The organism is Acinetobacter sp. MF4642 (genome assembly GCF_002018925.1).
GTDB lineage: Bacteria > Pseudomonadota > Gammaproteobacteria > Pseudomonadales > Moraxellaceae > Acinetobacter > Acinetobacter johnsonii.
Genome location: NZ_MVON01000027.1, coordinates 1 through 24,956, shown reverse-complemented (window position 1 = coordinate 24,956; position 24,956 = coordinate 1). Strand labels below are relative to the sequence as shown.

Sequence of the window (24,956 nt, the reverse complement as noted above, 5' to 3'; positions counted from 1 at the left end):
AGGTAAAATAAAATTCCTTACATTATAAAGCTTTTTATCGTGCGATAAAAACAAAAAAGCCCCCAATTGATGGAGGCTTTTTTGTTAAAACGAAACGTTTTTAAAAATTAGTGCTGTTGAGAAAGCATAAAGTGGATTGGAGATAGAATCTCTGACTGGAGTGCTAACTTGATAATTGGATCTGGATAGATACCAATCACAAGCACTGCTGCCGCAGCTAAAAGCACCATAATACCACCCACTTTTTGGCCCCAATGATCCACAGCATCTACACGAGGTGCATCTGGTGGTGTCATGTACATGACAACCATCACACGGAGATAGTAGTACAGACCAATACCAGACCCAACGATGATCATCGCAGCAAGGAACCAGTGCTGAGTCGTTACGGCAGCCATGACCACAAGGAACTTACCAATGAAGCCCGCTGTCAATGGAATACCTGCAAGCGATAGCATCATCACGGTTAACACGGCAGTCAGCACTGGACGACGCCAGAATAGACCACGGTAGTCCGCTAGACTTTCTGCTTCGTCTACGTTGTTGTATGGACTAGACATCAATGCAACCGCACCGAACGCACCAATCGTAGTTAACACATAAGTGATCACATAGACCGATACGTTACCAAGGCTTGCATAAGTCATGCTGATTAAACCAATCAACAAGTAACCAAAGTGTGCAATTGAAGAGTATGCCAAGATACGTTTCAAGTTCACTTGTTTCACTGCAAGGAAGTTACCCACCAAGATCGATAATACCGCAATCACGGTTAAGATCGTGACGATTGAGTCAACAAGAATCGCACCTGAAGTAAGGATGTAACGTACAAACAGACCAATCGTCGCTACTTTTGCAGCTGTAGCAAGGAATGTTGCGATCGGAGTCGGTGCACCTGCATAAACGTCTGGCGTCCATTTGTGGAATGGCGCTAAAGACAGTTTGAATGCCACAGCAAAAACAATCAGGCCTAAACCTAAAAGTACCATTGGCTGTTGGATGTTTTGCATTAACGCTTGAACATTGTCATAGAACGACATTGAACCTGTGTACGCGTAAATATAAGCCATACCCATCAACAACATTGCCGAAGCTGTTGCTGAAAGCACCAAGTACTTCACACCCGCTTCTAAAGACTTAGAGCGCTGGTGTGTATAGGCCAATAAGCCATATACAGGAATCGACATCAACTCAAGGCTAATGAAGAACGATGCATAGTGAGAGCTTGCCACCATTAACATTGCACCAGTCACTGATGACAACATTAAGATATACAGTTCTTCACGGTTATCTTTATAGCTTTCGATATAGGCATGCGACAAAGTACAGCATGCCAAAGCAGCAATTAGAATAATTACTTGGTACAGCAAGGTGAACGCATCCACCATGAACATACCCATCACGTTCGCTGGTTTAAAAGCACCACCGAACATTGTGAATAATACATATGCTGCTGCAAGGTTTAAGCCCACCACTGATGCTGTTGCAATTAAGTTATGGTTACGCTTAATCGCAGTAAGAATCATCACGACGATCGTTGTTAAAGCAACGATCATCACAGGAGCTAAAGGCATAAGCTCAGAAAATGACATTGTGAAGTTCATGACTTATTGCATCTCCACATTTTCGAGTTGAACAGTTGCTTGACTCGCAACGTCAACTACTTCTTGTACAGGAATGTAGCTGTTCGCTAACCACGCCATGCTTGAATTTGAAATATCAAGGAAGCTTTGTGGGTACAGACCAAGCCATAACAGACCGAAAGCACAGATTAACAAGATCACTACTTCACGCGCATTTAAATCTTTCAATGGGTTGTTGTAGTGCTGCTGTTGTTCTTCGTTTGGCGTACCAAACAACGCTTTGTGGATCAGAATTAAGCCATAAAGACCTGCAAATACTAAGCTTACTGCTGCAAGAATAGTAAACACTGGGAATTTTGCATAAGAACCCATCAGGATCAGGAACTCACCAATGAAGTTACCTAGACCTGGAATACCCACAAGCGCCGCCACGAAGAACATGAGGAAGAATGCAAGATATGGGAACTGACCACGCATACCGCCCATCAAACGCATATCACGTGTATGAACACGCTCGTACACTTGACCACACATAATGAACAATGCAGCAGATGACAAGCCATGTGCCAACATCATGATCATCAAACCTTGGAAGGTTAAGATGTTACCTGCGTAAATCGCAAGTAAAACAAAGCCCATGTGTGAAATTGACGTGTACGCAAGTAAACGTTTCATATCGGTTTGCTGGAAAGCACACCAAGCACCGTAGAAGATACCGATTAAACCGAAAATGATCGCGATGTCTGCAAACTGTGCAGAAGCCGCTGGGAAGAATGGAATCACAAAACGTAGTAAACCATATGCAGCGGTCTTAATTAAGATACCTGCAAGGTCAACCGAACCTGCTGTAGGTGCTTGTGCATGCGCATCTGGTAACCAGCCGTGTAATGGGAAAACTGGAAGTTTTACCGCAAAACCGACAAATAAACACAGCATGAATGCATAAGCAACGGTAGGTAATTCTTTGTCTAAAGTGTTGGCTACAGCTAATAAGTAGTTGTAATCAAAACCGATCATACCCGTCATCATGTAACCATAAACCACAAGGCCTAGGATACCGATCAACATAATAAGACCAGCGACTTGCGTATAGATAAAGAATTTGGTTGCAGCGTAAACACGTGATTTACCTTCTGCCCCTTTATGACCCCAAAGCGCGATCAAGAAGTAGATAGGTACAAGCATCATCTCCCAGAAGAAGAAGAACAAGAACATGTCAATCGCTAAGAATACACCGATCACACCACCCAAAGACCATAAAAGGTTTAAGTGGAAGAAACCAACATTCTTTTGAATTTCACCCCAAGAACAGCCGACAGCCAACACACCTAAAAGTGCCGTTAAGCCCACCATTAATAGAGATAGACCATCCACCGCTAAGTGAATGTTAATGCCTAAAGTCTGAATCCATGGCAACATGAATTCAGCAGACCACGATGGCACTTTCGCGCCAAGTTCGTAGTTAAATGTACCTGTCTGCCATAGGGCAACAGTTAAGCCCAAAGTAATGAGCATACCCACTAACGCGATATAACGCGGCAGTTTGTCGTCGAGTTTGTCGACTAACCAACAAATAAAACCAGCAATGAACGGAACTAAGATCAGCGCGGGTAGAATCCAGTTGTTTGTGATTTCCATCTTATTTCCCCACGATCTGAGTGACGATCAAGACCATTAGCAATACAAAGATACCTAATGCCATGCTTGATGCGTAATCACGCAATGAACCCGTCTGACGTGAACTTGTGAAGCTGTGACCGCCTTTTACAAGTGCAGGCAAGACTAACCACAAACGATCAATTGGATCACGACCTAAAATCTTCGCAATAAGCAAATATGGTTTCACAAAAACGATGTCATACAGCGCATCGAAGCCCAGTGCATTACGGCAAATGTTTGCAAGACCTGCACCCAATGACGTTTTAGCAAAGCCTTTCACTGCGCTATAAGCAAACGCGAATAAGACCACACCAATCACTAAACCAACCAATGCAATACCTACAGCAGTCCATTCAGCGCTATGCATGCCATGTTCTAAAGCTTCAGGAATCACAAATGCTGGAATTTTTGCTGCATTTAAAATGCTTTCCACAGGTGCTTTAAGTGCCGCACCGACGAAAGTTGAAAGTACAGCAAGAATCGCCAAAGGACCCCAGAAGGTAATGCCTTTAATCGCATGATACGGCGTATTTTCTTTACCAAAGAACACAACCCAAATGAGGCGGAATGTGTAAATCGACGTTAAGAAAGCACCAGCTACACCCACCCAATACAATGAGTTATATACTGCGATTGATTCGCCTTGTACCCAAACTGCGCCCAAGATCGCGTCTTTCGAGAAGAAGCCCACGGTGAAGTATGGAATCGCGGCCAATGCACCGCCACCAATGGCGAAACAAGCAAATAGGAATTTGTTCTTGTAGAACAAACCGCCCATCTTGAAGATGTTTTGTTCGTGGTGGTAAGCCAAAATCACTGCACCTGAAGACAAGAACAATAATGCCTTGAAGAATGCGTGAGTCAGCATGTGGAACAGGCCTGCTTGGTAAGCTTCAGCACCCACAGCCATAAACATATAACCCAGCTGACTCATCGTTGAGTAAGCCAAAATACGTTTGATGTCGGTTTGAACCAATGCAGCAAAACCAGCCACCAACAACGTTACCGCACCAGTGATTGAGATAAACATCATCACTTCAGGGGCCATTTCAAACACGGTGTACATACGGCAGCACAGGTAAACACCTGCAGTTACCATCGTTGCAGCGTGGATCAATGCAGATACAGGAGTAGGACCTGCCATTGCATCGGCCAACCATGTTTGTAATGGGATCTGTGCAGATTTACCTGCAGCACCCAAGAACAACATCAGTGCTGTCCAAATGGTTAAAGATGAACTTTGTGTCATCACTGTTGGTGCAGCTGCAACCACTTCAGCAATGTTTAAAGTACCGAACTGTTGGTAAATTAAGAACAAAGCGATCAGTAAGAAAACGTCACCGACACGTGTTACGGTAAATGCTTTAATTGCTGCAAAACCATTTGCAGGGTTTTGGTAGTAGTAACCAATCAGCAAGTAAGAGCATAGACCTACGCCTTCCCAACCTAAGAACAATAACGCTAAGTTATCGCCCAATACGAGCAGCAACATGCTGGCAACGAACAGGTTGAAATAAGAGAAGAAACGCGCGAAGTCTTCTTCACCACGCATGTACCAAGATGCAAAGATGTGAATCAGGAAACCCACACCCGTCACCATACCCATCATGAGCAGTGATAGACCGTCAAGATGTAAGCTAATGCCTGGGCTTAGGTTACCTACATTGAACCATGTCCAAAGATGTTGAACATAGGTCACTTTGCCATTGTTAACAAAGTCTAAACCAGCGATCAAAGCAACCAATGCAGAAAGGCCAACCGCCCCCACACCAATAATAGCAGCGACATTTTCAGGAAGCTTGTTGCGACCTGCCGCTAAAAGGACAAAACCAATGAGCGGGAATAATACTGTTAAATATAAAAAACTCATCCGCGCATCTCACTAGCAGCATCCACATCCAAGTGATGGAAGCGATGGTAGAACTGAAGGACGATCGCAAGACCAATACAAGCCTCTGCCGCAGCAAGCGTTAAGATCAGAATAAACATGATTTGTCCGTCTGGTTGTACCCATGCACTACCAGCCAAAACAAACGCAAGCGCAGCTGCGTTCATCATGATTTCAAGGCTCATTAACATAAATAATAGATTGCGTCGCACCATCACACCGTAAAAACCCAGTGCAAAAAGAATGGTTGCAACAATCAAACCATGTTCTAAAGGGATGTTGCCCATTATTGTTTGTCCTCTTCTGCACCTGGTTCACGTTTGCCAAGATGGAATGCTGCAACCAACGCAGCAAGCAATAACATGGCAGCAACTTCAACCAATAATAAATAGTGAGTAAAGAGTGCTTGGCCAACGGCTTTTGGACCCACAACTTCGGTACCCATAACAGGGCCAGCCACTGTGTAGTCAGAGCCGAGCATCCACACCAACACCAAGCCCATTAAGAAGCTCATGAGTGCTGGATATGCCCAAGCAGACGATGTTAACCATTTACGTTCTTGTTCAACGGTGTGTTGACCAAGGTTTAACATCATCACTACGAATACGAATAACACCATGATCGCGCCTGCATAGACGATGATCTCAAGCGCGCCAGCAAATGGCGCACCTACGATCATAAACATGCCTGCAACCGCAAGAAGTGACACGATCAAGCTTAATAAAGCGTGTACAGGATTCGCGTTGGTCACAACACGAATCGTAGAAACGATGGCCACAAGTGCCATCAAATAAAATGGCCACATCATGGTAATAAGCTCCGTACATCAACTGGTGCGCTTTCACGCTGCGCTTGACCTTTGTCTTTTCCAGTTACAGCCATACCTGTTACACGGTAGAAGTTGTAGTCTGGGTATTTACCAGGACCTGAAATGAGTAAGTTTTCTTTCTCATATACCAAGTCTTGACGAACGTATTCACCCAACTCGAAATCTGGAGTCATTTGAATTGCAGTCGTCGGACATGCTTCTTCACACATACCGCAGAAAATACAGCGTGAGAAGTTGATACGGAAAAACTCCGGATACCAACGACCATCTTCTTTTTCTGCTTTTTGTAGTGAAATACAGCCAACAGGACATGCAACTGCACATAAGTTACACGCAACACAACGTTCTTCACCATCTGGGTCACGTGTTAACACGATACGACCACGGAAACGTGGTGGAACAATTTGTTCGGCTGGCACTTCTGGGTAAAGAATGGTGTCACGTTTACGTGTCACGTGTGAGAAAACCATCCACAGTGAACGTACGATTGACCCGAACCCAGCTAGAATTTTATACATTTTATTCTCCCTGCCCTTACCACAGAATCACTGCGCCAGTAACTAATAAGTTAACTAACGCTAATGGTAAGCAAATCTTCCAACCAAAGTTCATCACTTGGTCATAACGCGGACGCATAAGTGAACCACGAGCCAAGACAAACATCATCACAAAGAATGCTGTTTTGATAATGAACCAGAATACTGGTGGAATGAACGGAATATCGATGTTAAATGGCGCTAACCAACCACCGAAGAATAGCGTTACGATCAATGCAGAGATCAGAACTACGTTGACATATTCTGCAACGAAGAACATCCCCCATTTCATACCGCCGTACTCGACGTGGTAACCTTCCGCCAATTCTTGTTCTGCTTCTGGTTGGTCAAATGGGTGACGGTGAGTTACCGCAACACCTGCAACCACGAAGATTAGGAAACCTAAGAACTGTGGAATGACAAACCATACATCTTTTTGTGCTTCTACAATTTCACGCATGTTGAATGAGCCTGCAATTGCAACCACACCCATCAATGAAATACCCAAGAACACTTCATACGAAATGGTTTGAGCTGCAGAACGTAGACCACCAAGCAATGCATATTTGTTGTTTGATGACCAACCACCAAACAATACCGCATAGACTGCAATACCTGCCATTGCCATAAAGAACAATAGACCGATGCTCATGTCTGCAACACCTAAGTATGGTGATACAGGAATAACCATGAACGACATCACCGCTGTTGCCATGGCAACAGCAGGAGCTAAACGGAAAGTCAATTTGTCAGCAAACTTTGGTGTCCAGTCTTCTTTGAACATGATTTTCAACATGTCGGCAACGATCTGGAACATCCCCCCAGGACCTACACGGTTCGGACCATAACGGTCTTGCCATAAGCCCAGTAAACGACGCTCAATAAAAGACATCAACGCAGCGATGAGTACTACAACGAGTAAAATCACAATCGCTTGAATGACTGAGTAGGCAATTGGCCAGTTCTCAGCCCAAAGCGGCGTTTGACGGATTAATTCTTGTTGCATGAATTACGCTCCTACCGCGACTGATACAGGCTCAGCAAGTGAAACCGTAGGTGCAAGACCAACTGGATAACCAATATAACCTGTAGGTAAATAATCAATCACTTGAACTGGAAGTACGATCGAAGTCTCACCTGCTTTCACAGTGATTTTTTGACCATCTTGAACATTCAAACGAGTTGCATCTTGCTCACCCACTGCAAAGACCGCTTCAGGAATACGCGATTCCATCGCAGGTGTTTTCACAGTAAATTCACCAGAAGCAAAAATGTGATGCATTGGCACTAAACGGAAGCTTTCAGGGTTTGCAACCACAACCGCTGGAGCAACGAAAGTACGTGCTGGACGCTTCGCTAACCGATCGAATAAACGCACACCCGAATCACCACCTTTTAAGTGACCACCCACGTTATCTTGGAATTTATTCCAAGCTTGCGGTGAGTTCCAACCTGCTGACCATGCAAATGGTACCAGTGGAGACGGAGTCTGGTTCCCGACATAACCTTCCATAGAGAATGTTAATGCAGAGTCGATATCTGTCGGTTGCTTCGGTTCATGCACGTTCAATGGTGCACGCATAGAGGTACGACCAGAATAACGACGCGGTTCACGCGCAACTTTCAAACCATGAACACGGAAGCCCGCATCTGGAGCCACATCTTGAATCGCAGCAAGTGCAGGTACGTTTTTCGCAACTGACTCGATGACATCATCAAGTAAGGTCCAAGAAATCGCTTTGCCCTTCACGCCGGTTTCAATGGCATGTAACCAGCGCCAAGATTCTTTAATCGCCAGTTCAGGTTTGTAGTAGCTCGGGTCATACACTTGATAGAAACGTTGTGCACGGCCTTCTTGAGAGACAACCGTACCATCACCTTCAGCAAATGACGCAGCAGAAAGTACGATATCCGCTTTCTTCACAGTTTCAGTTTCAGAGTGATCTAAAACAATCACGTCTTTACCAGAAAGTGCTGCTTCAACTTGTACCGCTGGCAAACGACGGAATAGATCATTTTCAACGATCACAACCGTGTCATAGTCTTGCGCAAACGCTTGTTCTAAACTTTGACCACCGAAGATTGCTAAGCCCATAGAGTTCACTTCAGGAACCGTCAAGCTTAAGCCAGCATTTCCACCAAGGTTTTGCGCAACTTGTGCAGCAGCTTCCATGATTGATGCGTCTTGTAAACTTGTACCTGAAATGATCAGTGGTTTCTTCGCCGCTTTCAATGTATCTGCAATGTTCTGAGCAAATGCTTTCGCATCATCCGCTAGACCAAGAATTGCATCACCTTTTACAGCCGAAGCAACGGCAAAACCTAAACGAGCGATGTCGTTTGGAGAAGCAACCACCTCACCTGCAGCAACATCAGCTAAGCGTGTTTGTGTTGCAGCGAGGATGAAAATCGGTGATTTCGCATCTTGAGCAATACGTTGTAGCGGTTCTGCTAACCAGTCTTGGGTACGACGTTCTGCAGCCATTTCTTTGGCTTTGTTTTTCGCCGCTTGACGAACAGACAACGCCATACGTGGCGCAGTTTGCGTTAAGTCTTCACCCAAAATAAGCACGGCATCATAGCTTTCGATTTCACGCATACCGGGGTTATATACACCTTCGGTTTGCATAATCGATGCAGCCAATTCAACCAAGTTTTGCTCTTTTTGAGACATACCTGTTGAATAGTTCTCTTGACCGACTAATTCGCGAAGCGCGAAGTTCGACTCAAGTGATGCGCGTGGAGAACCAATACCTAATACTTTTTTGCCTTGGATATTTGCAATCACGGTATCTAATGCCTGATCTACAGAAACTGTAGTTGCTTCAGCACCATCACGGAACTGCGGTTGACGTGGACGATCTGCACGGTTCACATAACCTGTACCAAAACGACCTTTATCACAAAGGAAGTATTGGTTCACTTCACCGTTGAAACGGTTTTCGACACGACGAAGTTCGCCATAACGCTCACCCGGAGAGATATTACAACCCGAAGAACAGCCTTGGCATACGCTTGGCGCATACTGCATGTCCCACTTACGGTTATAGCGTTCTGAGTGAGTTTTGTCGGTGAATACACCTGTAGGACATACTTCAGTCAAGTTACCTGAAAATTCAGACTCTAAAGTACCTGACTCAGGACGACCAAAGTAAACACGTGACGCGCTTGCATACACACCAAAGTCTGTACCACCCGCATAGTCGTTGTAGTAACGAACACAACGGTAACATGCAATACAACGGTTCATTTCGTGTGAAATAAATGAGCCTAGTTCTTGGTTGTAGTGTGTACGTTTAGTGAAACGGTAACGACGACGATCGTGTTGAGTCATCACTGTCATATCTTGTAAATGACAGTGCCCACCTTCTTCACAGACTGGACAGTCGTGTGGGTGGTTCGTCATCAAGAACTCAACAATTGACGCACGGAAGTCTTTCGCTTCTTTGTCTTCAATCGAGATGTAGGTATTGTCAGATGCAGGCGTCATACATGACATGACTAAACGGCCACGCGTATCTTCAGGATTCGCGTATTGAGTCACGGCACATTGACGGCAAGAACCGACAGAACCTAAGGATGGATGCCAACAAAAGTACGGGATATCAATACCCAAAGACAAACATGCTTGCAGCAAGTTCTCTGAGCCATTGACTTCGTACGATTTGCCATCGACATGAATTGTAGCCATAGTCGAATTCCTTAAGCTTGTTCTACGTTGCTAGTTTGCGCAGCAGCATTCACTACTTTTGCTTCAAACTCGCCACGGAAATATTTGAGTGCACCCATCAACGGTTCCATTGCACCTGGAGCATGCGCACAGAAAGTCTTACCAATCCAAAGCTTACGAGTAAGTTCTTGTAAGTGATCGATATCTTCTTTCTTACCTGTACCATCTTCCAATGCTTTCAGTGCTTTCACCGCCCACGGTAAACCATCACGACAAGGCGTACAGAAACCACATGACTCACGTGCAAAGAATTCTTCTAAGTTACGAGTCGCTGAAACCATACATTGCGTTTCATCCACCACCATCAGCAAACACGTACCTAAACGTGAACCTGCTTTCATGATGCTCTCAGCATCCATCGGTAGATCAATGTGTTCAGCAGCCAAGAAGTCTGTAGACGCACCACCCGGTAACCATGCTTTAAGCTTCAAGCCATCACGCATACCGCCCGCATAGTCTTCAATGACTTCACGCGCAGTTGTACCAAATGGAAGCTCCCAAAGACCAGGGAATTTCACCTTGCCAGATGCACCATAAATTTTTGTGCCTGGATCTTTCGATTTACCCGCAGATAAGCCGATATACCATTCAGGACCACGTAACATGATTGCTGGTAGGTTATTGTAGGTCTCTACGTTGTTAACAATGGTAGGACGACCCCAAGCACCTGCAACTTGTGGGAATGGTGGTTTCGTACGTGGGTTTGCACGGCGACCTTCAAGCGAGTTGATCAATGCAGTTTCTTCACCACAAATATAACGACCCGCACCGGTGTGCACATGCAACTCGAAGCTCCAGTCAGTTCCAAGGATATTCTCACCCAAGTAACCTTTGGCACGAACTTGCTCAAGCGCTTCATTTAAGTAAGCAGCTGCTTCAATGTACTCACCACGAATGAAGATATAACCATGAGTTGCTTCTAGCGTATACGCTGCAATCAACATCCCTTCAATCAATTGGTGAGGAAGTTTTTCCATCAACAAACGGTCTTTAAAGGTCCCTGGTTCCATCTCATCGGCATTACAAATCAGGTAACGTGGACCTGAGTTGTCATTTGGCGCCATCAAAGACCATTTGATCCCTGCTGGGAAGCCAGCACCACCACGGCCTTTTACGGTCGCAGCTTTAATCACTTCAAGCACATCTTTCGGCGGCATGGTGATTGCTTTTTTCAGACCCGCGTAACCTTCGAGCGCTTCGTAATCATCGGCATTACGAACGTGCTCTTGTTTACTCAAACGCCAAGTTAATGGATGCGTTTCTGGGTTACCTTCGCCATAAATTGGTTTTGGTTCGGTATTCATACATACTTCTCCAATAACTGTTTCACTGAAGAAACTTCAACCAAACCGTGAGTGTCTTCATTCACCATTAAGGTTGGGCCTTTGTCACAGTTACCTAAGCAGCAAATCGGCAGCAAAGTAAAACGACCATCAGCAGTCGTTTGACCAAACTGTATGCCTAACTCGCGCTGAAAAGCTTCTGCTAAAGTTTCCGCACCCATCAAGAAGCACGCGATCGAGTCACAAAGTAAAATGACGTTACGACCCACGGGTTGACGGTAAATACGGTTATAGAAAGTTGCAACACCTTCCAAATCAGCAACACTGATTGTCAATAACTGAGCAATGGCGTTTAGCTGCGCGTCATCTACCCAGCCATTACGGCGTTGTACACACTTCAAAGCATCCAAAGATGCTGCGCGTGGGTACGGGTAGTGACCAATGTGATGTTCAATTTCGTGGATTTCGTCCGCAGTCAAAATCCCTTCAACATTCACGCGTGGCTTTTTATCAGTCAAAATCATCATAATGCGTTTACCCCTTAGCGATCCACGTCAGCCATAACGACGTCAATAGTCGCTAAATAAATGATCAAGTCAGACATTAAGCTGCCGTTAATCACAGAAGGCATTTGCTGTAAATGCGTGAAGGTCGGTGTACGAATACGGGTACGATAACTCATGGTTGACTTGTCTGAAGTCAAGTAGTAATTCGACGCACCTTTCACCACTTCCGCCATCACAGATGCTTCACCTGCAGGCATGACTGGACCCCAAGATACGCTTAAGAAGTGCGTAATCAAGGTTTCAATGTCTTGTAAAGTCTTGTCTTTTGGTGGTGGAACAGCCAATGGGTGATCTGCTTTGTACGCACCTGAAGGCATGTTGTCTAAACATTGCTTTACGATTTTGAGTGATTCTTCAATTTCACGGAAGTGAACCATCACACGTGCATACGCATCGCCTTCGTACTCAAGTGGGATGTCGAAGTCGTAGTTTTCATAGCCACTGTACGGGCGATATTTACGAACGTCGAAGTCAATACCTGTTGCACGTAGACCTGTACCAGTCACACCCCAAGCCAATGCAGATTTTGCATCATATTGAGCTACGTTACGGGTACGACCAATAAATACTGAGTTGCGTAATGCAGCTGTATAGTATTCATTCATACGCTTCGGCATCCAATCTAGGATTTCACGAATCAGATGCTGCCAGTTGTTTGGCAAGTCATGCGCTGTACCACCGATACGGAACCATGCTGGGTGCATACGGTAACCAGTGATTGCTTCAATCGCGTCATAGATTTTTTGACGATCCGCAAACATGTAGAAGACTGGCGTCATACCGCCGGCATCTTGAATCGCAGTACCGATATACAATAAGTGGTTATTGATACGGAACAATTCAGACATCATGACACGGATACATTGCGCGCGGTCAGGTACAGTAATCCCCGCCATTTGCTCCACACCCATCACATAAGGCATGTTTTGCGCACAACCACCCAAGTAGTCGACACGGTCAGTATAAGGAATGAATGAATGCCAAGTTTGACGCTCAGCCATCTTTTCCACACCACGGTGGTGATAGCCGATATCAGGCACACAGTCTTTAACTTCTTCACCGTCCAACTGCAAAATGATACGGAAAGCACCGTGCGCAGATGGGTGGTTCGGACCTAAGTTAAGGAACATGAAGTCTTCGTCGTCATTTCCGCGCTTCATACCCCAATCTTCAGGTACGAAACGAAGGTGTTCCTGTTCGTAATCCTGCTTCGCTTGGTTCTGCATATACGGTGTATATTCAGTGGCACGTGCAGAGTATTCTTTACGAAGAGGGTGACCTTCCCAATAGGTTGGCAACAAAATACGACGGAGCATTGGATGCCCTTCGAAATTGATCCCGAACATATCGTAAGCTTCACGTTCGTACCAGTTGGCATTTGGCCAAATGTTGGTTGCAGTTGGAAGATTTACATCATTTTCATTCAATGCAACTTTGATACGAATATCACTATTACGCTCAAGCGATAATAAGTGATAGAACACAGTAAAGTCAGACGCAGGCAAACCGTCGCGGTGTGTACGTAAACGTTCATCTACCGCAGACAAGTCAAACAACATCACGTATGGACGTGACACTGTACGCAAGAACATTAAAACTTCTTGTACGCGCGCGCGCTCAACCCAGACTGTTGGAAAGTCTTCAAAAGTCGTTTGCACATAGAAGTTCTCGCCAAATTTGGTTTTGAGCTCTTCTACAATTGCAAATGCTGGGCGTGAATCAACTTGCGCTGACTCTGGCATAGCGTTTTCAGTTTCAGCCATTGGCTTGGCTTCCTATTTAATACAAATTCATTCAACTTAAACGACAACTACACCCAGACCGGGTGCATCAAAACAACTGTCGTTTAAATTATTTAATTTCATCCATAGAGCGTAAGTTTTTCACTGCAATACGTTCAGCATTCTTACGGTCACGTTCTGGCATCATCTTTGGCTTATACACTGGCTTAAGATCATCACCAATCACGGCAGAAAGTGGACGGCGCTCTAATTGAATTTGGTCTTGTAACAACATTAATGCTTGGATTAATGCTTCTGGACGGGGTGGGCAACCCGGAATGTACACATCCACAGGAATGATTTTATCCACACCTTGCACAACTGAATAAATGTCGTACATACCACCTGAGTTTGCACAGGCGCCCATTGAGATGACCCATTTAGGCTCAAGCATTTGCTCGTACAAACGCTGAATTACAGGTGCCATTTTTACAAAACACGTACCCGCAACAATCATCAAGTCAGCCTGACGAGGTGAAGCACGGATTACTTCGGCACCGAAACGCGACAAGTCATGCACGCCAGTTAAAGTCGTTGCATACTCTACGTAGCAGCAAGATGTACCAAAGTTAAACGGCCAAACTGAGTTCTTACGACCCCAGTTCACTGCTGTATGTGCCACGTCCTCTAAACGAGTCATGAACACATTTTTATTCACTTCTTCTTCAAGCGGATCCGTTACGATTTGACGCTCTTGAAGTGGATATTGATCAGCATCCGGATTCGCACGGGTTAATGTATATTTCATCCCGAGTTACTCCTTATCAGACGATTTAGCCGGTGACTTATCTTTCACACGACCAGATGATTGAGCTGGGATTTGACCTGTAGGGTCCATAACCAACTCTTCAATTGAATTAAAGCGAGTGATTTCTGCAAGATTCATATTTGGCGAACCAATTTTCAGTGGTATACCGGCTGATTTGCGACGATCTACAGGTGCCCAATTTAAAGCACCGACAGAAATTGCGTAAATCAAAGCAATCAATAAGTCGACAACAAAAATCACCACAGTGGTAAAACCAAACCAACCGACTTCACGAACCGATGTTGCCCATGCGTAAAGATAAAGTGCTTCTAGGTCGAAGACTACAAAGAAAATTGCAACTAAATAGAATTTAGCAGACAAGCGGATGCGTGCTCCACCAGCACCTACCACACCTGACTCAAATTGCTCTTGCTTCGCACGGCCCCATGACTTACCCCCAAGGAGTAAAGGAACTGTGAGCATAAAGACGCAAAGAAATGTAACGCCGATCACGAAGGCAATAATTGCCCATTCGTATGGAGTAATGGCACTCATGCGGGGATAACTCCTGGCAGGCCTAATTTATTAACAAAGAATGCATGTATTGGCCTTCAAATACACCAAACACAAAATTAATCCCGCCAATTGTACCCGATTGCTGACGTAAGTTGCTAGCTTATAGACCTTCGTCTTTAGGATGATTTCTCTTCGTTTTTTGAGATTTTTTCGATGAAGGCCCTTTTATTTCGAAACCAATCGCTTTATCTAATAAAACACTACTATTCTATTATTTTTCCAAATTTTGACATTAAAACCAAGCCTATAAAGCATTTTTCAGCCTCATTCCAATAACAATCACACAATCAGCGGTTTAAAAAACTCAGCTCAGCAACCGCAGCATTTTGCTTATTTTAAAAGTACAAAAGTAGATTAAGTCACTCATATTTTTTGTATTTTTTTGCAAATCACTCCAATCAATTAATGCACTTGGCTTTTTCTTGTGCTATTGATATAGACAACCAACAACAAAGAATAAGGAGCACCACATGAGTCTGGAATTCACCCATAAACCTAACTATTTTTTATTTGCCCAGTTGCTTATTCGCCATGTTGAAACTTATGTTCGTAAACACCCCGATGCCAATAATGCCATCTTTGATTTACGCGACATTTATGAACTTTTTCGCCAAGACAAAGCTTCAGCCACCACCAACCTTGATGGCATTATGAATATTGTGGATGAATATAAAATTGAAACGATTAATGGTGATCAAAAGCTCATTAGCCGTTATGACATAGACACCCAAAACAACTCATTATTGATTGACTTTAATCCAGATGCACTTGAAAGCCTAAAACAAGGCAAACAGATTATTTCTCCCGATGCCAGCATCCAAGAATAAGTCAGTATGAGAAATAAAAAAGCACCGAATTTCGGTGCTTTTTTAATGCTTAACTTTTTGAGTCTGTATTATCTTTGACACTATATTTCTTTTTAGACTTACTAAAGCGATGTGCCGGCCATGTCATGGTAAAACGTGCACCACCGAGACTTGGACTCTGATCCACTTTAACGCTACCACCGAACCAATAGGCAATTCGGCTCACAATTGACAAACCTAAACCATAACCACCCGATGCTCGAGTCCGGCTATCATCTAAACGCGCAAAGGCTTCAAAAACACGCTCTCGCTCGTCTTCTGGAATACCGGGCCCGTCATCTTCAACACAAACATAGGCCATACCGCTGTCATTAATGCCACCACTAACCAGCACCTGATGGTCGCCATAACGAACTGCATTACCAACCAAGTTCTGTACCACACGGTGTAAATAACGACGCTCAGCCTCAACCGTTAAGGTTAAAGGAGGAGCATTTAAATGAATTTCTTTCTGGGTTTTTAAGGCTTCCGTCTCAACCACCACCTGATCTAAGACTTCAAACAATACAATGTTTTCAATATCCAGTGATGGTGTGCCCTGCTCTAACTTGGCATAGGTCATGATTTCATCAATTAAGGTATTTAAAGCCTCAATATCTTTATCAATCATATCGACTTGCTGAAGACGATATTCATAATCATCTTCTTCAGCCAACATTTCCATACCAAAACGAATCCGAGCAACAGGCGTACGAAGCTCATGTGATACCGCACGCATCAGCTCACGCTGCGCCTCGATGAGTCGCTGAATATGATCTGACATGCTGTTATAGCTATTGGCTAGACTGGCCATTTCATCCGTGCCGTCGACAGGCAAACGTAGGGTCATGTCACCCGCTTTCATACGGTTTAAACCATAATTGACCTCACGCAGTTTACGCTGCATCGGTACAAGCAAGCCATACACCCCCAAACTCAGCACAAACAGGCTCAACAAGGTAATCCCTGCTGCGAGCTGAAACGGCATCCAGTTGAAAATAGGCACAGGACCCAATACCAAAACCTTGCTCGGTGAACTAGGTAAAGGTGGAGACACAATAGAAATGGTGGTGCCACGCACAGAAGCACTATCACGATATAAGATCACGCTATGATCTAAACGCAAACGACCAATCTGCTCCGACTCTAAAGCCAGATTTTGTACTTCTTCAATTTGCACAGGGTAAGAGAAATGTTTCTGTACTTTTTCCAAGTACTCTTCTTCTTGACCTGGGTAATACACCAAATAATCTAGGATAAAAATCGGGAGTGCTTTCATTTGCAGCTCACCAATTTTATCTACTTTAATATACAGTAAATGTTTCGGATCATCTTTTAGACCAATAATCAGGTAAGCGACTTGCGTTTGCGCATCATAACGCACAGCCGCTTTGCGCTCACTGATCCGCTTTAACTCTGCACGACTCAAATCCACTTTATCGGCTGGGATCATATTAATCGGCAGTTCAAGCAAATCTGAAGCATCTGAAATCCAGTCTGCTTTTTGCTGCGCATTGGTCTGACGGGATACACCTTCACTAATAATAAAGGAAATCCCGTCCGTCAAAGACTCGCGATATTCTTGCACTCGCTGATAGTTAATAATTTGTACAAGCAAATATCCCATGAGGGCAACAATAGCAACCAGCACTACCAGCCCAGCATAGATACGCAAGAATATACTGTGTTTGAACACTAAAAATGTCCCGTTTTAACGAATCAAATAAACGGCTTAAAGACCATTGGTTTCTTTTACAAATAAGTAGCCTTTACTACGTACCGTTTTAATACGTTTTGGATTTTCAGGATCATCACCAATTTTTGGACGAATACGCGAAATACGCACATCAATTGAACGGTCTTGACCGTCATATTCAATACCACGTAAGCGCTCAAAAATGTCTTCGCGAGAAAGAATGCGACCTGCATTTGAAGCCAACAACCACAATAAATCATATTCAGCGCTGGTAAAATCAACCAACTCACCATTTAAAGTCACTGAACGACCACCGTTATCGATCACCAGATCATCAAATTCGATACGCTGTGCAACTTCATCTTCAGGCGCTTTGTCAGTACGACGTAATAAGGCACGAATACGTGCAAGTAAAACACGGGGCTGAACTGGTTTTGCCACATAGTCATCTGCACCCATTTCTAGACCAAGCACTTGATCCATATCTTCGGTACGTGCAGTCAACATCAAAATCGGTTGATGATAATGTGGACGAACTTCACGGCAGATGGTTAAACCATCTGCACCTGGAAGCATCACATCCAACACCACCATATCGGGTTGTTCTGCAATAATACGGCGAATGGCACGGTTACCATCGGGTTCTACCCCAACCTCAAGACCATTACGGATCAGGTACTCTTGAGTTAAGCGAGCTAGGCGCTCATCGTCTTCTACGATTAAAATTTTTGGTAACTTTTCTTCTTGGCTCATGGAGTGCCCCTTTATTTTGACGACTTAACGTATCCTTTAAAATCCAAGGGATACGCTCTGATATATTTTGCAATATACACACGTTTACATTGTAAACAAGATCTTGTTCACCAAACTGATACATCAAAGTAGCATTTTGTTATACATTTTTTCAGCCTCCAAATGAGCGCTTTCTCGCGTTTGCTGTATATCCAACCAAAGCAAAAGAAACGTTTCTTTACAAAATGGCGATTTTTCATACCAAGTCACTGTTTGAACAGTTTATAACTCACTCATTCGTCTGTTTTGAACTTATCCACAATGTTATCTATAAGCACTTAAACCGAGCTTTGTTATGCTATCGCCTTGTCTAATAAGGCTTAATACAAGAATCATAAAAAAGGGATCTTTTTGAGATCTTTTCGAGACCAGATCGATCAAAATATTTAATAAAATGTCAATATTGATCTACCCTGAATTTTCCCGTATCTTGTGTTCAATTAATTTTTAAACCACTAGGTCTTGTGTTTAAACCTCAAACACTGTGGCATAAAAATTGCCCAGTTCAAACGGTCCATAGACATAAAAATAGATGACAAAATGGAGCTATGCTAGCATGAGCGTATCGAATTCAACCCCTGGTCAAATTCAGGTGATTAAACGCACTGGAGATGTTGCCAGCTTTGACGCAGAAAAAATCTCTGTTGCCATTGGTAAGGCATTTTTGGCTGTTGAAGGCCAACAAAGTGCTGACTCAAGCCGCATCCACGATCGTATTTCTCAACTTACCGAGATGGTATTAAATACGTTCAGTCGCCGCCTACCTTCTGGCGGTACAATTCACATCGAAGAAATCCAAGACCAAGTTGAACTTGCGCTAATGCGTACAGGTGAACAAAAAGTTGCTCGTGCGTATGTCATCTACCGCGATCAACGTGCTGATGCACGTAAACAAGCAGGTGAAAACCATCACCCAACCTTACAAATCACTGACGCCAATGGTCAGCTTCAACCGCTTGACATGCGTAAGCTTGAAGCGACTATAACAAAAGCGGCTGAAGGTTTAGAAGGCATCAATGTTCAAGCAATCATCGATGAAACCATTAAAAACCTTTACAACGGTGTAAAAGCGTCAGATATCGCAACCACGATGATGATGGCAACACGTACACGTATCGAACAAGAACCAAACTATACCTACGTGACGGCTCGCCTACTTCGTGATGAATTGGTCGCGACAGGTTTGACTTTCCTTGGCTTGTCTGAAGACACAGCTGAAGGCGATGCTTTAGAAACTTTCCTAAAGAAAGGTATTGAGCTAGACCTACTTTCACCAGAACTTCTCAACTTTGACCTTGCGAAATTGGCCGCAGCGATTCAACCAGAACGCTCAAACCAATTTACGTACTTAGGTCTACAAACATTATTTGACCGTTACTTCATCCACTCAGATGGCGTGCGTTTCGAATTACCACAATTATTCTTCATGCGTGTTTCGATGGGTCTTTCACTCAACGAAGCAAACCGTGAAGAACGCGCAATCGAGTTCTACAACTTATTGTCGAGCTTCGATTACATGGCGTCTACGCCTACCCTGTTTAACTCAGGTACGCTACGTCCACAGTTATCAAGCTGCTATTTAACGACCATTGATGATGACCTGTATGACATTTATGGCGCTATGCGTGATAACGCAATGCTATCTAAATGGGCAGGCGGTTTAGGTAATGACTGGACGCCAGTTCGTGCCTTGAACTCATATATCAAAGGTACAAACGGTAAGTCACAAGGTGTTGTTCCATTCCTTAAAGTGGCAAACGATACTGCTGTTGCAGTTAACCAAGGTGGTAAGCGTAAAGGTGCTGTGTGTGCATACCTTGAAACTTGGCACTTGGACATCGAAGAGTTCCTAGAGCTACGTAAAAATACTGGTGATGACCGTCGCCGTACGCATGACATGAACACCGCGAACTGGGTTCCTGACTTATTTATGCAACGTGTTTTTGAAGATGCTGAATGGACACTGTTCACGCCGTCTGAAACACCAGATCTACACGACTTAATGGGTGCAGAATTCGCTGAGCGTTATGCACACTATGAAGAAATTGCAAAAGAAACAAACATGTTGCACAAGAAAATCCGTGCAAAAGATTTGTGGCGCAAAATGCTGTCAATGTTGTTTGAAACAGGTCACCCGTGGATCACATTCAAAGACGTATGTAACTTACGTTCACCACAACAACACGTTGGTGTAGTTCACTCTTCTAACTTGTGTACAGAAATCACATTAAATACAAGCAAAGATGAAATTGCGGTATGTAACTTAGGTTCAATCAACCTTGTACAACACGTTCAAGGTGGTGTGTTAGACCGTGAAAAGCTTGCACGTACCGTAAAAACAGCGGTTCGTATGCTCGATAACGTGATCGACATTAACTACTATGCTGTGCCACAAGCGAAAAACTCGAACTTGAAACACCGCCCAGTGGGTATGGGCATCATGGGCTTCCAAGATGCGCTTTATGAAATGCAACTCGCTTATGGTTCTGATGCAGCAGTAGACTTTGCTGATGAATCGATGGAAGTGATCAGCTACTACGCAATTTCAACATCAAGTGATTTGGCTGTTGAACGTGGTACTTATGAGACATTCAAAGGTTCACTATGGGATCAAGGTATCCTGCCAATTGACTCGCTAGACCTTGTTGCAAAAACACGTCCTGAGCGTATGTTTGAAGTTGATCGCACTCAACGTTTGGACTGGGACACTTTACGTGCCAAAGTTCAAAAAGACGGTATGCGTAACTCGAACGTGATGGCCATTGCACCGACTGCAACCATTTCAAACATTTGTGGTGTGTCTCAGTCGATTGAGCCAACATTCCAAAACTTATATGTAAAATCGAACCTATCAGGCGAGTTCACAGTGATCAACCCGTACCTAGTACGTGCGTTGAAAGACCGTGGTCTATGGGACTCTGTGATGGTGAATGATCTGAAACACTTTGAAGGTTCAGTTCAGAAGATTTCTCGTATTCCTGAAGAGCTTAAAGCAATCTTCGCGACGGCATTTGAAGTTGAGCCACGCTGGATTGTGGATGCTGCATCACGTCGTCAAAAATGGATCGATCAAGCGCAGTCTTTAAACCTTTACATCTCTGGTGCAAACGGTAAGAAACTGGACTTGACCTATAAAATGGCTTGGTTACGTGGTTTAAAAACAACGTATTACCTCCGAGCTTTAGGTGCAACTTCTGCTGAGAAATCAACCATTAACACTGGTGCATTGAACGCAGTAAAACCTGCAACTGTAACGGCAGCGCCTGTTGCAGCAGTTACTCAGGAAGTTAAACCAGAAGTGGTTGCTGAAGATGAAGGCTTCGGTCAAGCCGCTCCAGTGCCAATGGCGTGTTCAATTGATAATCCAGACTGTGAGGCTTGTCAGTAATAACCTCCCCTAACCCCTCCTAAAAGGAGGGGAAATCCTCGAAGCAAATGGCGGGATGCTAGCCCCCTTTGCAAGAGGGGGACTTAGAGGGATTCCAAACAATGAAAGAATAAATAAAAAGGAGATATAGACTTTAAAAAAGTAAATTTTAAGCAATAAAAAATGGCCTGACACAAGTGGCAGACCATTGATTTGAAAACCTAAGCTTTCAGAGGTTTTATAAACTCTCTAGAAAGTAGCCAAGGTGATCAGTGTTAAATTTTTGCGGACTTAACGCTGGCTACTTTAGCAAAATTTAGAGAGTGAGTCACGCCTCTGAAAGCATCTTTTACAAAAAGGAGATGCTGATGAGAGTAAGTTGCTCATTGGATAAACCTGTAAGTGTATGTGACTACAGCCGTTTTCGATTTAATCGATGGGAAAAAGTCCGTGCACATTGCAGAAGTTATCCCAATCAAGCTCAGTTAAGCCTGTGGTAAAATTTGAGAGACCAAAAGGTCTCTCAAATCAAAGCTAAATTTAAGGAACTCACCATGCTCCATATGACACATAACTATATGTTAGGTCTTGCGACCTTGGTGATTTCCTTTGTGGTTTTGTTTTATATGCCCATTGCCTACTTTTGGGTAAAAGCAAACCAAAGCAAAAAGCGAAAGCAAAATAAGTCGTGAGAATCACGTTCTATGCACAATTTTAGAACGACGGTTGGCAAAACTTAATTTTGCTTTCACAAATTAAGCGTATAGTAAGACATCTCAGCATAGCGGGATGTCGATAAAAGATATAAAGCAACGTAGAGAGAATTGATATGTCTATCCTAAGTTGGGACGATTTCGAAGATGATTCGCAAAAACCGGCTGCACCTGAACACAAGTCTGCGCCCGTCGAACCGCAAAAAGCGGCTAATCCGCAGATGGTATCTGCTGCAGAGCAACCACAGAAGAATGTGGCAACTGCACAACCCGCTTCAACCCCTCGAAGCCGATCAACAAATTCAGCCGATCCGTTGGCAAGAGCATCTAACGCCTTAGAAAGCTTAGATGTTGCTCCAGGTCTAGAAGAACTAGAAATGGGTGCACAACGTGTACAAGTTGACGACAAAGCGATGATTAACTGTCGTGCGGACTTAAACCAACTTGTACCGTTCAAATACGAATGGGCTTGGCAGAAATATCTAGACGGTTGTGCAAACCACTGGATGCCACAAGAAGTGAACATGAACCATGACATCGCGCTTTGGAAGTCTGAAAATGGCTTAACTGAAGACGAACGTACCATTGTTATGCGCTCTCTTGGTTTCTTCTCGACAGCAGACTCATTGGTTGCAAACAACTTGGTATTGGCGATTTACCGTCACATCACCAACCCTGAATGCCGTCAGTACATTTTGCGTCAAGCGTTTGAAGAAGCAATTCATACTCACGCTTACCAATACTGTATCGAATCTTTAGGTATGGACGAAGGCGAAGTCTTCAACATGTACCGCGAAGTTCCATCAGTTGCGCGTAAAGCAGCTTGGGGCTTGAAATATACGCAGTCTTTAAGTGATCCTACTTTCCAAACTGGTACACCTGAAAACGACCAAATTTTGCTGCGCAACTTGATCGCGTTCTACTGTGTTCTTGAAGGGATCTTCTTCTACTGTGGTTTCAGCCAAATCTTGTCGATGGGCCGTCGTAATAAGATGAATGGTGTTGCTGAGCAATTCCAATACATTTTACGTGATGAGTCGATGCACTTGAACTTTGGTATCGATATGATTAATCAAATCAAGATCGAAAACCCAAGCTTGTGGACTGCTGAATTCCAAGAAGAAATCGTTCAAATGATTCTTGAAGGTACGATGCTTGAAATCGAATATGCACGTGACACTATGCCACGTGGTGTATTGGGTATGAATGCTGCGATGATGGAAGAATACTTGAAATTCATCTGTAACCGTCGTTTAGCACAGTTGGGCTTGCCTGAGCAGTTTGCTGGTGTGAACAACCCATTCCAGTGGATGTCTGAAATGATGGACTTGCGTAAAGAGAAGAACTTCTTCGAAACGCGTGTGACAGATTATCAGACTGGTGGTGCGCTGAGCTGGTAAGGTAAACCGTCACGCGCTGAATGACAGATAATGCGAGATTTTTGACACATATTTCGAGATTGTTACAAATTTAATCAGCTATGCTAAAGCATAAAAAATAGAGCCATTAGGCTCTATTTTTTATTACTTGATTGGAGGCGATAACTTTCGGAATTTCGATATCTTAAAGCCTTCAGGTAATGGTTTAAATTTATCGCTTTCTTGGGTCCAGCGTGTTGACCTACTTTGAAAAGCTCTTAGTTCTTTAATATCAACTGTAGCGGCAACAACAAAATCATTTTCACCTCCTCTTACTCTTGCTAAATCTCGATTAAAGGATTGTTTAGCTGGCACACGAATTCGACTATCACCATATGATCTATTATTTACAAGAATTGTATAAGCATGAACATCAAGAGCTGCTGACTCTATTAATGTAGAGAATGTCTCTAAGTCTTGATTCCAACTAAGTACTGAAAGAGCATCAACCTTTCCTTGGAAACTTATTCTTGATTTGCTATTTTGCAATTCAGAACAAACCATAACTCCAAAATGAAAATTATTATGTATGTATATTGGCTTTTTTAGAACTTTAAATTGACCATTTTCAGTCTTATACTTCGTTCTAGCAAAATCCCATGCTTTTCCGTATACACTAATCAACTCTTTATCTTCACCTACAGCAGGTTCTAATTTAGGTTGCCAAATTTTAGCAAATGCATAATGCCCCAAACGGTTATCAGATAATATTAATAAAGCCTCACTAATTAACTTATCGCTTGCAGTGTGCCTATATTCTGTTCCAGCAATAATACTTATTCCCGCAGTACACAGCCTAGATGAGATTGAACCGTACCAGGTTTGTCGGAGACTCAATATTCTGAGAGACTATTCCGATGACAAAATTAAAATATACCCCTGAAATCAGAGAAAGAGCGGTTCAATTATTGATTGAATCTGAAAAAGATTATCCATCGAATTGGGC

Annotated in this window: 19 protein-coding genes and 1 pseudogene; 4 read left to right on the top strand and 16 right to left on the bottom strand. The window is 43.6% G+C overall.

Going from position 1 to position 24,956, the window contains the following annotated elements:
• Positions 1 to 107: 107 nt before the first annotated feature.
• The 13 genes from nuoN to ndhC all read right to left on the bottom strand — a co-directional run bounded on the left by nuoN (position 108) and on the right by ndhC (position 15,158).
• Positions 108 to 1,604, bottom strand: coding sequence for an NADH-quinone oxidoreductase subunit NuoN (nuoN, locus tag MF4642_RS12995; RefSeq protein WP_005400347.1), 1,497 nt, complete (start codon positions 1,602 to 1,604; stop codon positions 108 to 110).
• A 3-nt stretch (positions 1,605 to 1,607) separates the two neighbouring features.
• Complete coding sequence (gene nuoM / locus MF4642_RS12990) at positions 1,608 to 3,215, bottom strand: NADH-quinone oxidoreductase subunit M (RefSeq protein ID WP_171262524.1); 1,608 nt, start codon at positions 3,213 to 3,215, stop codon at positions 1,608 to 1,610.
• 7 nt (positions 3,216 to 3,222) lie between these two features.
• Positions 3,223 to 5,112 carry an NADH-quinone oxidoreductase subunit L gene (gene nuoL, locus MF4642_RS12985; protein WP_005400345.1) on the bottom strand — a complete coding sequence of 630 codons (1,890 nt, stop codon included), beginning with the start codon at positions 5,110 to 5,112 and terminating at the stop codon, positions 3,223 to 3,225.
• A complete protein-coding gene (gene nuoK, locus MF4642_RS12980; RefSeq protein WP_004695395.1) occupies positions 5,109 to 5,417 on the bottom strand; it encodes an NADH-quinone oxidoreductase subunit NuoK in 309 nt (102 codons plus the stop codon). The genes nuoL and nuoK overlap by 4 nt, the downstream gene beginning before the upstream one ends.
• Positions 5,417 to 5,935, bottom strand: a complete 519-nt coding sequence (nuoJ, locus tag MF4642_RS12975) for an NADH-quinone oxidoreductase subunit J (protein WP_171054232.1) — start codon at positions 5,933 to 5,935, stop codon at positions 5,417 to 5,419. Before nuoJ ends, nuoK begins: the two co-directional genes overlap by 1 nt.
• The gene (gene nuoI, locus MF4642_RS12970; RefSeq protein ID WP_004651038.1) at positions 5,935 to 6,477 is read right to left on the bottom strand and encodes an NADH-quinone oxidoreductase subunit NuoI; all 543 of its coding nucleotides are present in this window, start codon (positions 6,475 to 6,477) and stop codon (positions 5,935 to 5,937) included. Before nuoI ends, nuoJ begins: the two co-directional genes overlap by 1 nt.
• 16 nt (positions 6,478 to 6,493) lie before the next feature.
• Positions 6,494 to 7,501, bottom strand: a complete 1,008-nt coding sequence (gene nuoH / locus MF4642_RS12965; RefSeq protein ID WP_004695391.1) for an NADH-quinone oxidoreductase subunit NuoH — start codon at positions 7,499 to 7,501, stop codon at positions 6,494 to 6,496.
• 3 nt (positions 7,502 to 7,504) lie between these two features.
• Positions 7,505 to 10,186: an NADH-quinone oxidoreductase subunit NuoG gene (gene nuoG / locus MF4642_RS12960; RefSeq protein ID WP_078426488.1), complete on the bottom strand. Its 2,682-nt coding sequence runs from the start codon at positions 10,184 to 10,186 to the stop codon at positions 7,505 to 7,507.
• An 11-nt stretch (positions 10,187 to 10,197) separates the two neighbouring features.
• On the bottom strand, positions 10,198 to 11,529 hold the full coding sequence (gene nuoF, locus MF4642_RS12955; RefSeq protein ID WP_078426487.1) for an NADH-quinone oxidoreductase subunit NuoF: 1,332 nt from the start codon (positions 11,527 to 11,529) through the stop codon (positions 10,198 to 10,200).
• Complete coding sequence (nuoE, locus tag MF4642_RS12950) at positions 11,526 to 12,035, bottom strand: NADH-quinone oxidoreductase subunit NuoE (protein ID WP_004982912.1); 510 nt, start codon at positions 12,033 to 12,035, stop codon at positions 11,526 to 11,528. Before nuoE ends, nuoF begins: the two co-directional genes overlap by 4 nt.
• Before the next feature lie 14 nt (positions 12,036 to 12,049).
• The gene (nuoC, locus tag MF4642_RS12945) at positions 12,050 to 13,837 is read right to left on the bottom strand and encodes an NADH-quinone oxidoreductase subunit C/D (protein ID WP_078426486.1); all 1,788 of its coding nucleotides are present in this window, start codon (positions 13,835 to 13,837) and stop codon (positions 12,050 to 12,052) included.
• A gap of 88 nt (positions 13,838 to 13,925) precedes the next feature.
• Positions 13,926 to 14,603: a NuoB/complex I 20 kDa subunit family protein gene (locus MF4642_RS12940; RefSeq protein ID WP_004695382.1), complete on the bottom strand. Its 678-nt coding sequence runs from the start codon at positions 14,601 to 14,603 to the stop codon at positions 13,926 to 13,928.
• A 6-nt stretch (positions 14,604 to 14,609) separates the two neighbouring features.
• On the bottom strand, positions 14,610 to 15,158 hold the full coding sequence (gene ndhC / locus MF4642_RS12935; RefSeq protein ID WP_078426485.1) for an NADH-quinone oxidoreductase subunit A: 549 nt from the start codon (positions 15,156 to 15,158) through the stop codon (positions 14,610 to 14,612).
• 491 nt (positions 15,159 to 15,649) lie between these two features.
• Here ndhC and MF4642_RS12930 point away from each other — a divergent pair, with 491 nt between their 5' ends.
• Positions 15,650 to 16,006, top strand: coding sequence for a hypothetical protein (locus MF4642_RS12930; RefSeq protein WP_078426484.1), 357 nt, complete (start codon positions 15,650 to 15,652; stop codon positions 16,004 to 16,006).
• A 49-nt stretch (positions 16,007 to 16,055) separates the two neighbouring features.
• Here the strand turns inward: MF4642_RS12930 and bfmS are convergent, their stop codons facing one another.
• Positions 16,056 to 17,720, bottom strand: a complete 1,665-nt coding sequence (bfmS, locus tag MF4642_RS12925; protein WP_078426483.1) for a sensor histidine kinase BfmS — start codon at positions 17,718 to 17,720, stop codon at positions 16,056 to 16,058.
• Between the two features lie 36 nt (positions 17,721 to 17,756).
• A complete protein-coding gene (bfmR, locus tag MF4642_RS12920) occupies positions 17,757 to 18,473 on the bottom strand; it encodes a response regulator transcription factor BfmR (protein WP_004695375.1) in 717 nt (238 codons plus the stop codon).
• Positions 18,474 to 19,068: 595 nt separating this feature from the next.
• On the opposite strand from bfmR, the gene MF4642_RS12915 reads away from it, so the two are divergent.
• The 3 genes from MF4642_RS12915 to MF4642_RS12910 all read left to right on the top strand — a co-directional run bounded on the left by MF4642_RS12915 (position 19,069) and on the right by MF4642_RS12910 (position 23,992).
• Positions 19,069 to 21,900, top strand: a complete 2,832-nt coding sequence (locus MF4642_RS12915; protein WP_078426482.1) for a ribonucleoside-diphosphate reductase subunit alpha — start codon at positions 19,069 to 19,071, stop codon at positions 21,898 to 21,900.
• 533 nt (positions 21,901 to 22,433) lie between these two features.
• The gene (locus MF4642_RS16995) at positions 22,434 to 22,571 is read left to right on the top strand and encodes a hypothetical protein (RefSeq protein ID WP_004695369.1); all 138 of its coding nucleotides are present in this window, start codon (positions 22,434 to 22,436) and stop codon (positions 22,569 to 22,571) included.
• A gap of 137 nt (positions 22,572 to 22,708) precedes the next feature.
• Complete coding sequence (locus MF4642_RS12910; protein WP_078426481.1) at positions 22,709 to 23,992, top strand: ribonucleotide-diphosphate reductase subunit beta; 1,284 nt, start codon at positions 22,709 to 22,711, stop codon at positions 23,990 to 23,992.
• Between the two features lie 123 nt (positions 23,993 to 24,115).
• Here MF4642_RS12910 and MF4642_RS12905 read toward each other — a convergent pair.
• Positions 24,116 to 24,829: pseudogene (locus tag MF4642_RS12905) on the bottom strand (hypothetical protein); the annotation flags it as partial.
• Between the last annotated feature and the right edge of the window lie 127 nt (positions 24,830 to 24,956).

What these genes read in the sequence shown, in the direction of transcription:
- MF4642_RS12930 (WP_078426484.1), top strand. Translation starts at nt 15,650, where the DNA reads ATGAGTCTGGAATTCACCCATAAACCTAACTATTTTTTATTTGCCCAG.
- MF4642_RS16995 (WP_004695369.1), top strand. Translation starts at nt 22,434, where the DNA reads ATGCTCCATATGACACATAACTATATGTTAGGTCTTGCGACCTTGGTG.
- MF4642_RS12940 (WP_004695382.1), bottom strand. Translation starts at nt 14,603, where the DNA reads ATGAAATATACATTAACCCGTGCGAATCCGGATGCTGATCAATATCCA.
- bfmR (WP_004695375.1), bottom strand. Translation starts at nt 18,473, where the DNA reads ATGAGCCAAGAAGAAAAGTTACCAAAAATTTTAATCGTAGAAGACGAT.
- nuoJ (WP_171054232.1), bottom strand. Translation starts at nt 5,935, where the DNA reads ATGTGGCCATTTTATTTGATGGCACTTGTGGCCATCGTTTCTACGATT.
- MF4642_RS12915 (WP_078426482.1), top strand. Translation starts at nt 19,069, where the DNA reads ATGAGCGTATCGAATTCAACCCCTGGTCAAATTCAGGTGATTAAACGC.
- nuoN (WP_005400347.1), bottom strand. Translation starts at nt 1,604, where the DNA reads ATGAACTTCACAATGTCATTTTCTGAGCTTATGCCTTTAGCTCCTGTG.
- nuoE (WP_004982912.1), bottom strand. Translation starts at nt 12,035, where the DNA reads ATGATGATTTTGACTGATAAAAAGCCACGCGTGAATGTTGAAGGGATT.
- nuoC (WP_078426486.1), bottom strand. Translation starts at nt 13,837, where the DNA reads ATGGCTGAAACTGAAAACGCTATGCCAGAGTCAGCGCAAGTTGATTCA.
- MF4642_RS12910 (WP_078426481.1), top strand. Translation starts at nt 22,709, where the DNA reads ATGTCTATCCTAAGTTGGGACGATTTCGAAGATGATTCGCAAAAACCG.
- nuoL (WP_005400345.1), bottom strand. Translation starts at nt 5,112, where the DNA reads ATGAGTTTTTTATATTTAACAGTATTATTCCCGCTCATTGGTTTTGTC.
- nuoH (WP_004695391.1), bottom strand. Translation starts at nt 7,501, where the DNA reads ATGCAACAAGAATTAATCCGTCAAACGCCGCTTTGGGCTGAGAACTGG.
- ndhC (WP_078426485.1), bottom strand. Translation starts at nt 15,158, where the DNA reads ATGAGTGCCATTACTCCATACGAATGGGCAATTATTGCCTTCGTGATC.
- nuoK (WP_004695395.1), bottom strand. Translation starts at nt 5,417, where the DNA reads ATGGGCAACATCCCTTTAGAACATGGTTTGATTGTTGCAACCATTCTT.
- nuoG (WP_078426488.1), bottom strand. Translation starts at nt 10,186, where the DNA reads ATGGCTACAATTCATGTCGATGGCAAATCGTACGAAGTCAATGGCTCA.
- nuoI (WP_004651038.1), bottom strand. Translation starts at nt 6,477, where the DNA reads ATGTATAAAATTCTAGCTGGGTTCGGGTCAATCGTACGTTCACTGTGG.
- nuoF (WP_078426487.1), bottom strand. Translation starts at nt 11,529, where the DNA reads ATGAATACCGAACCAAAACCAATTTATGGCGAAGGTAACCCAGAAACG.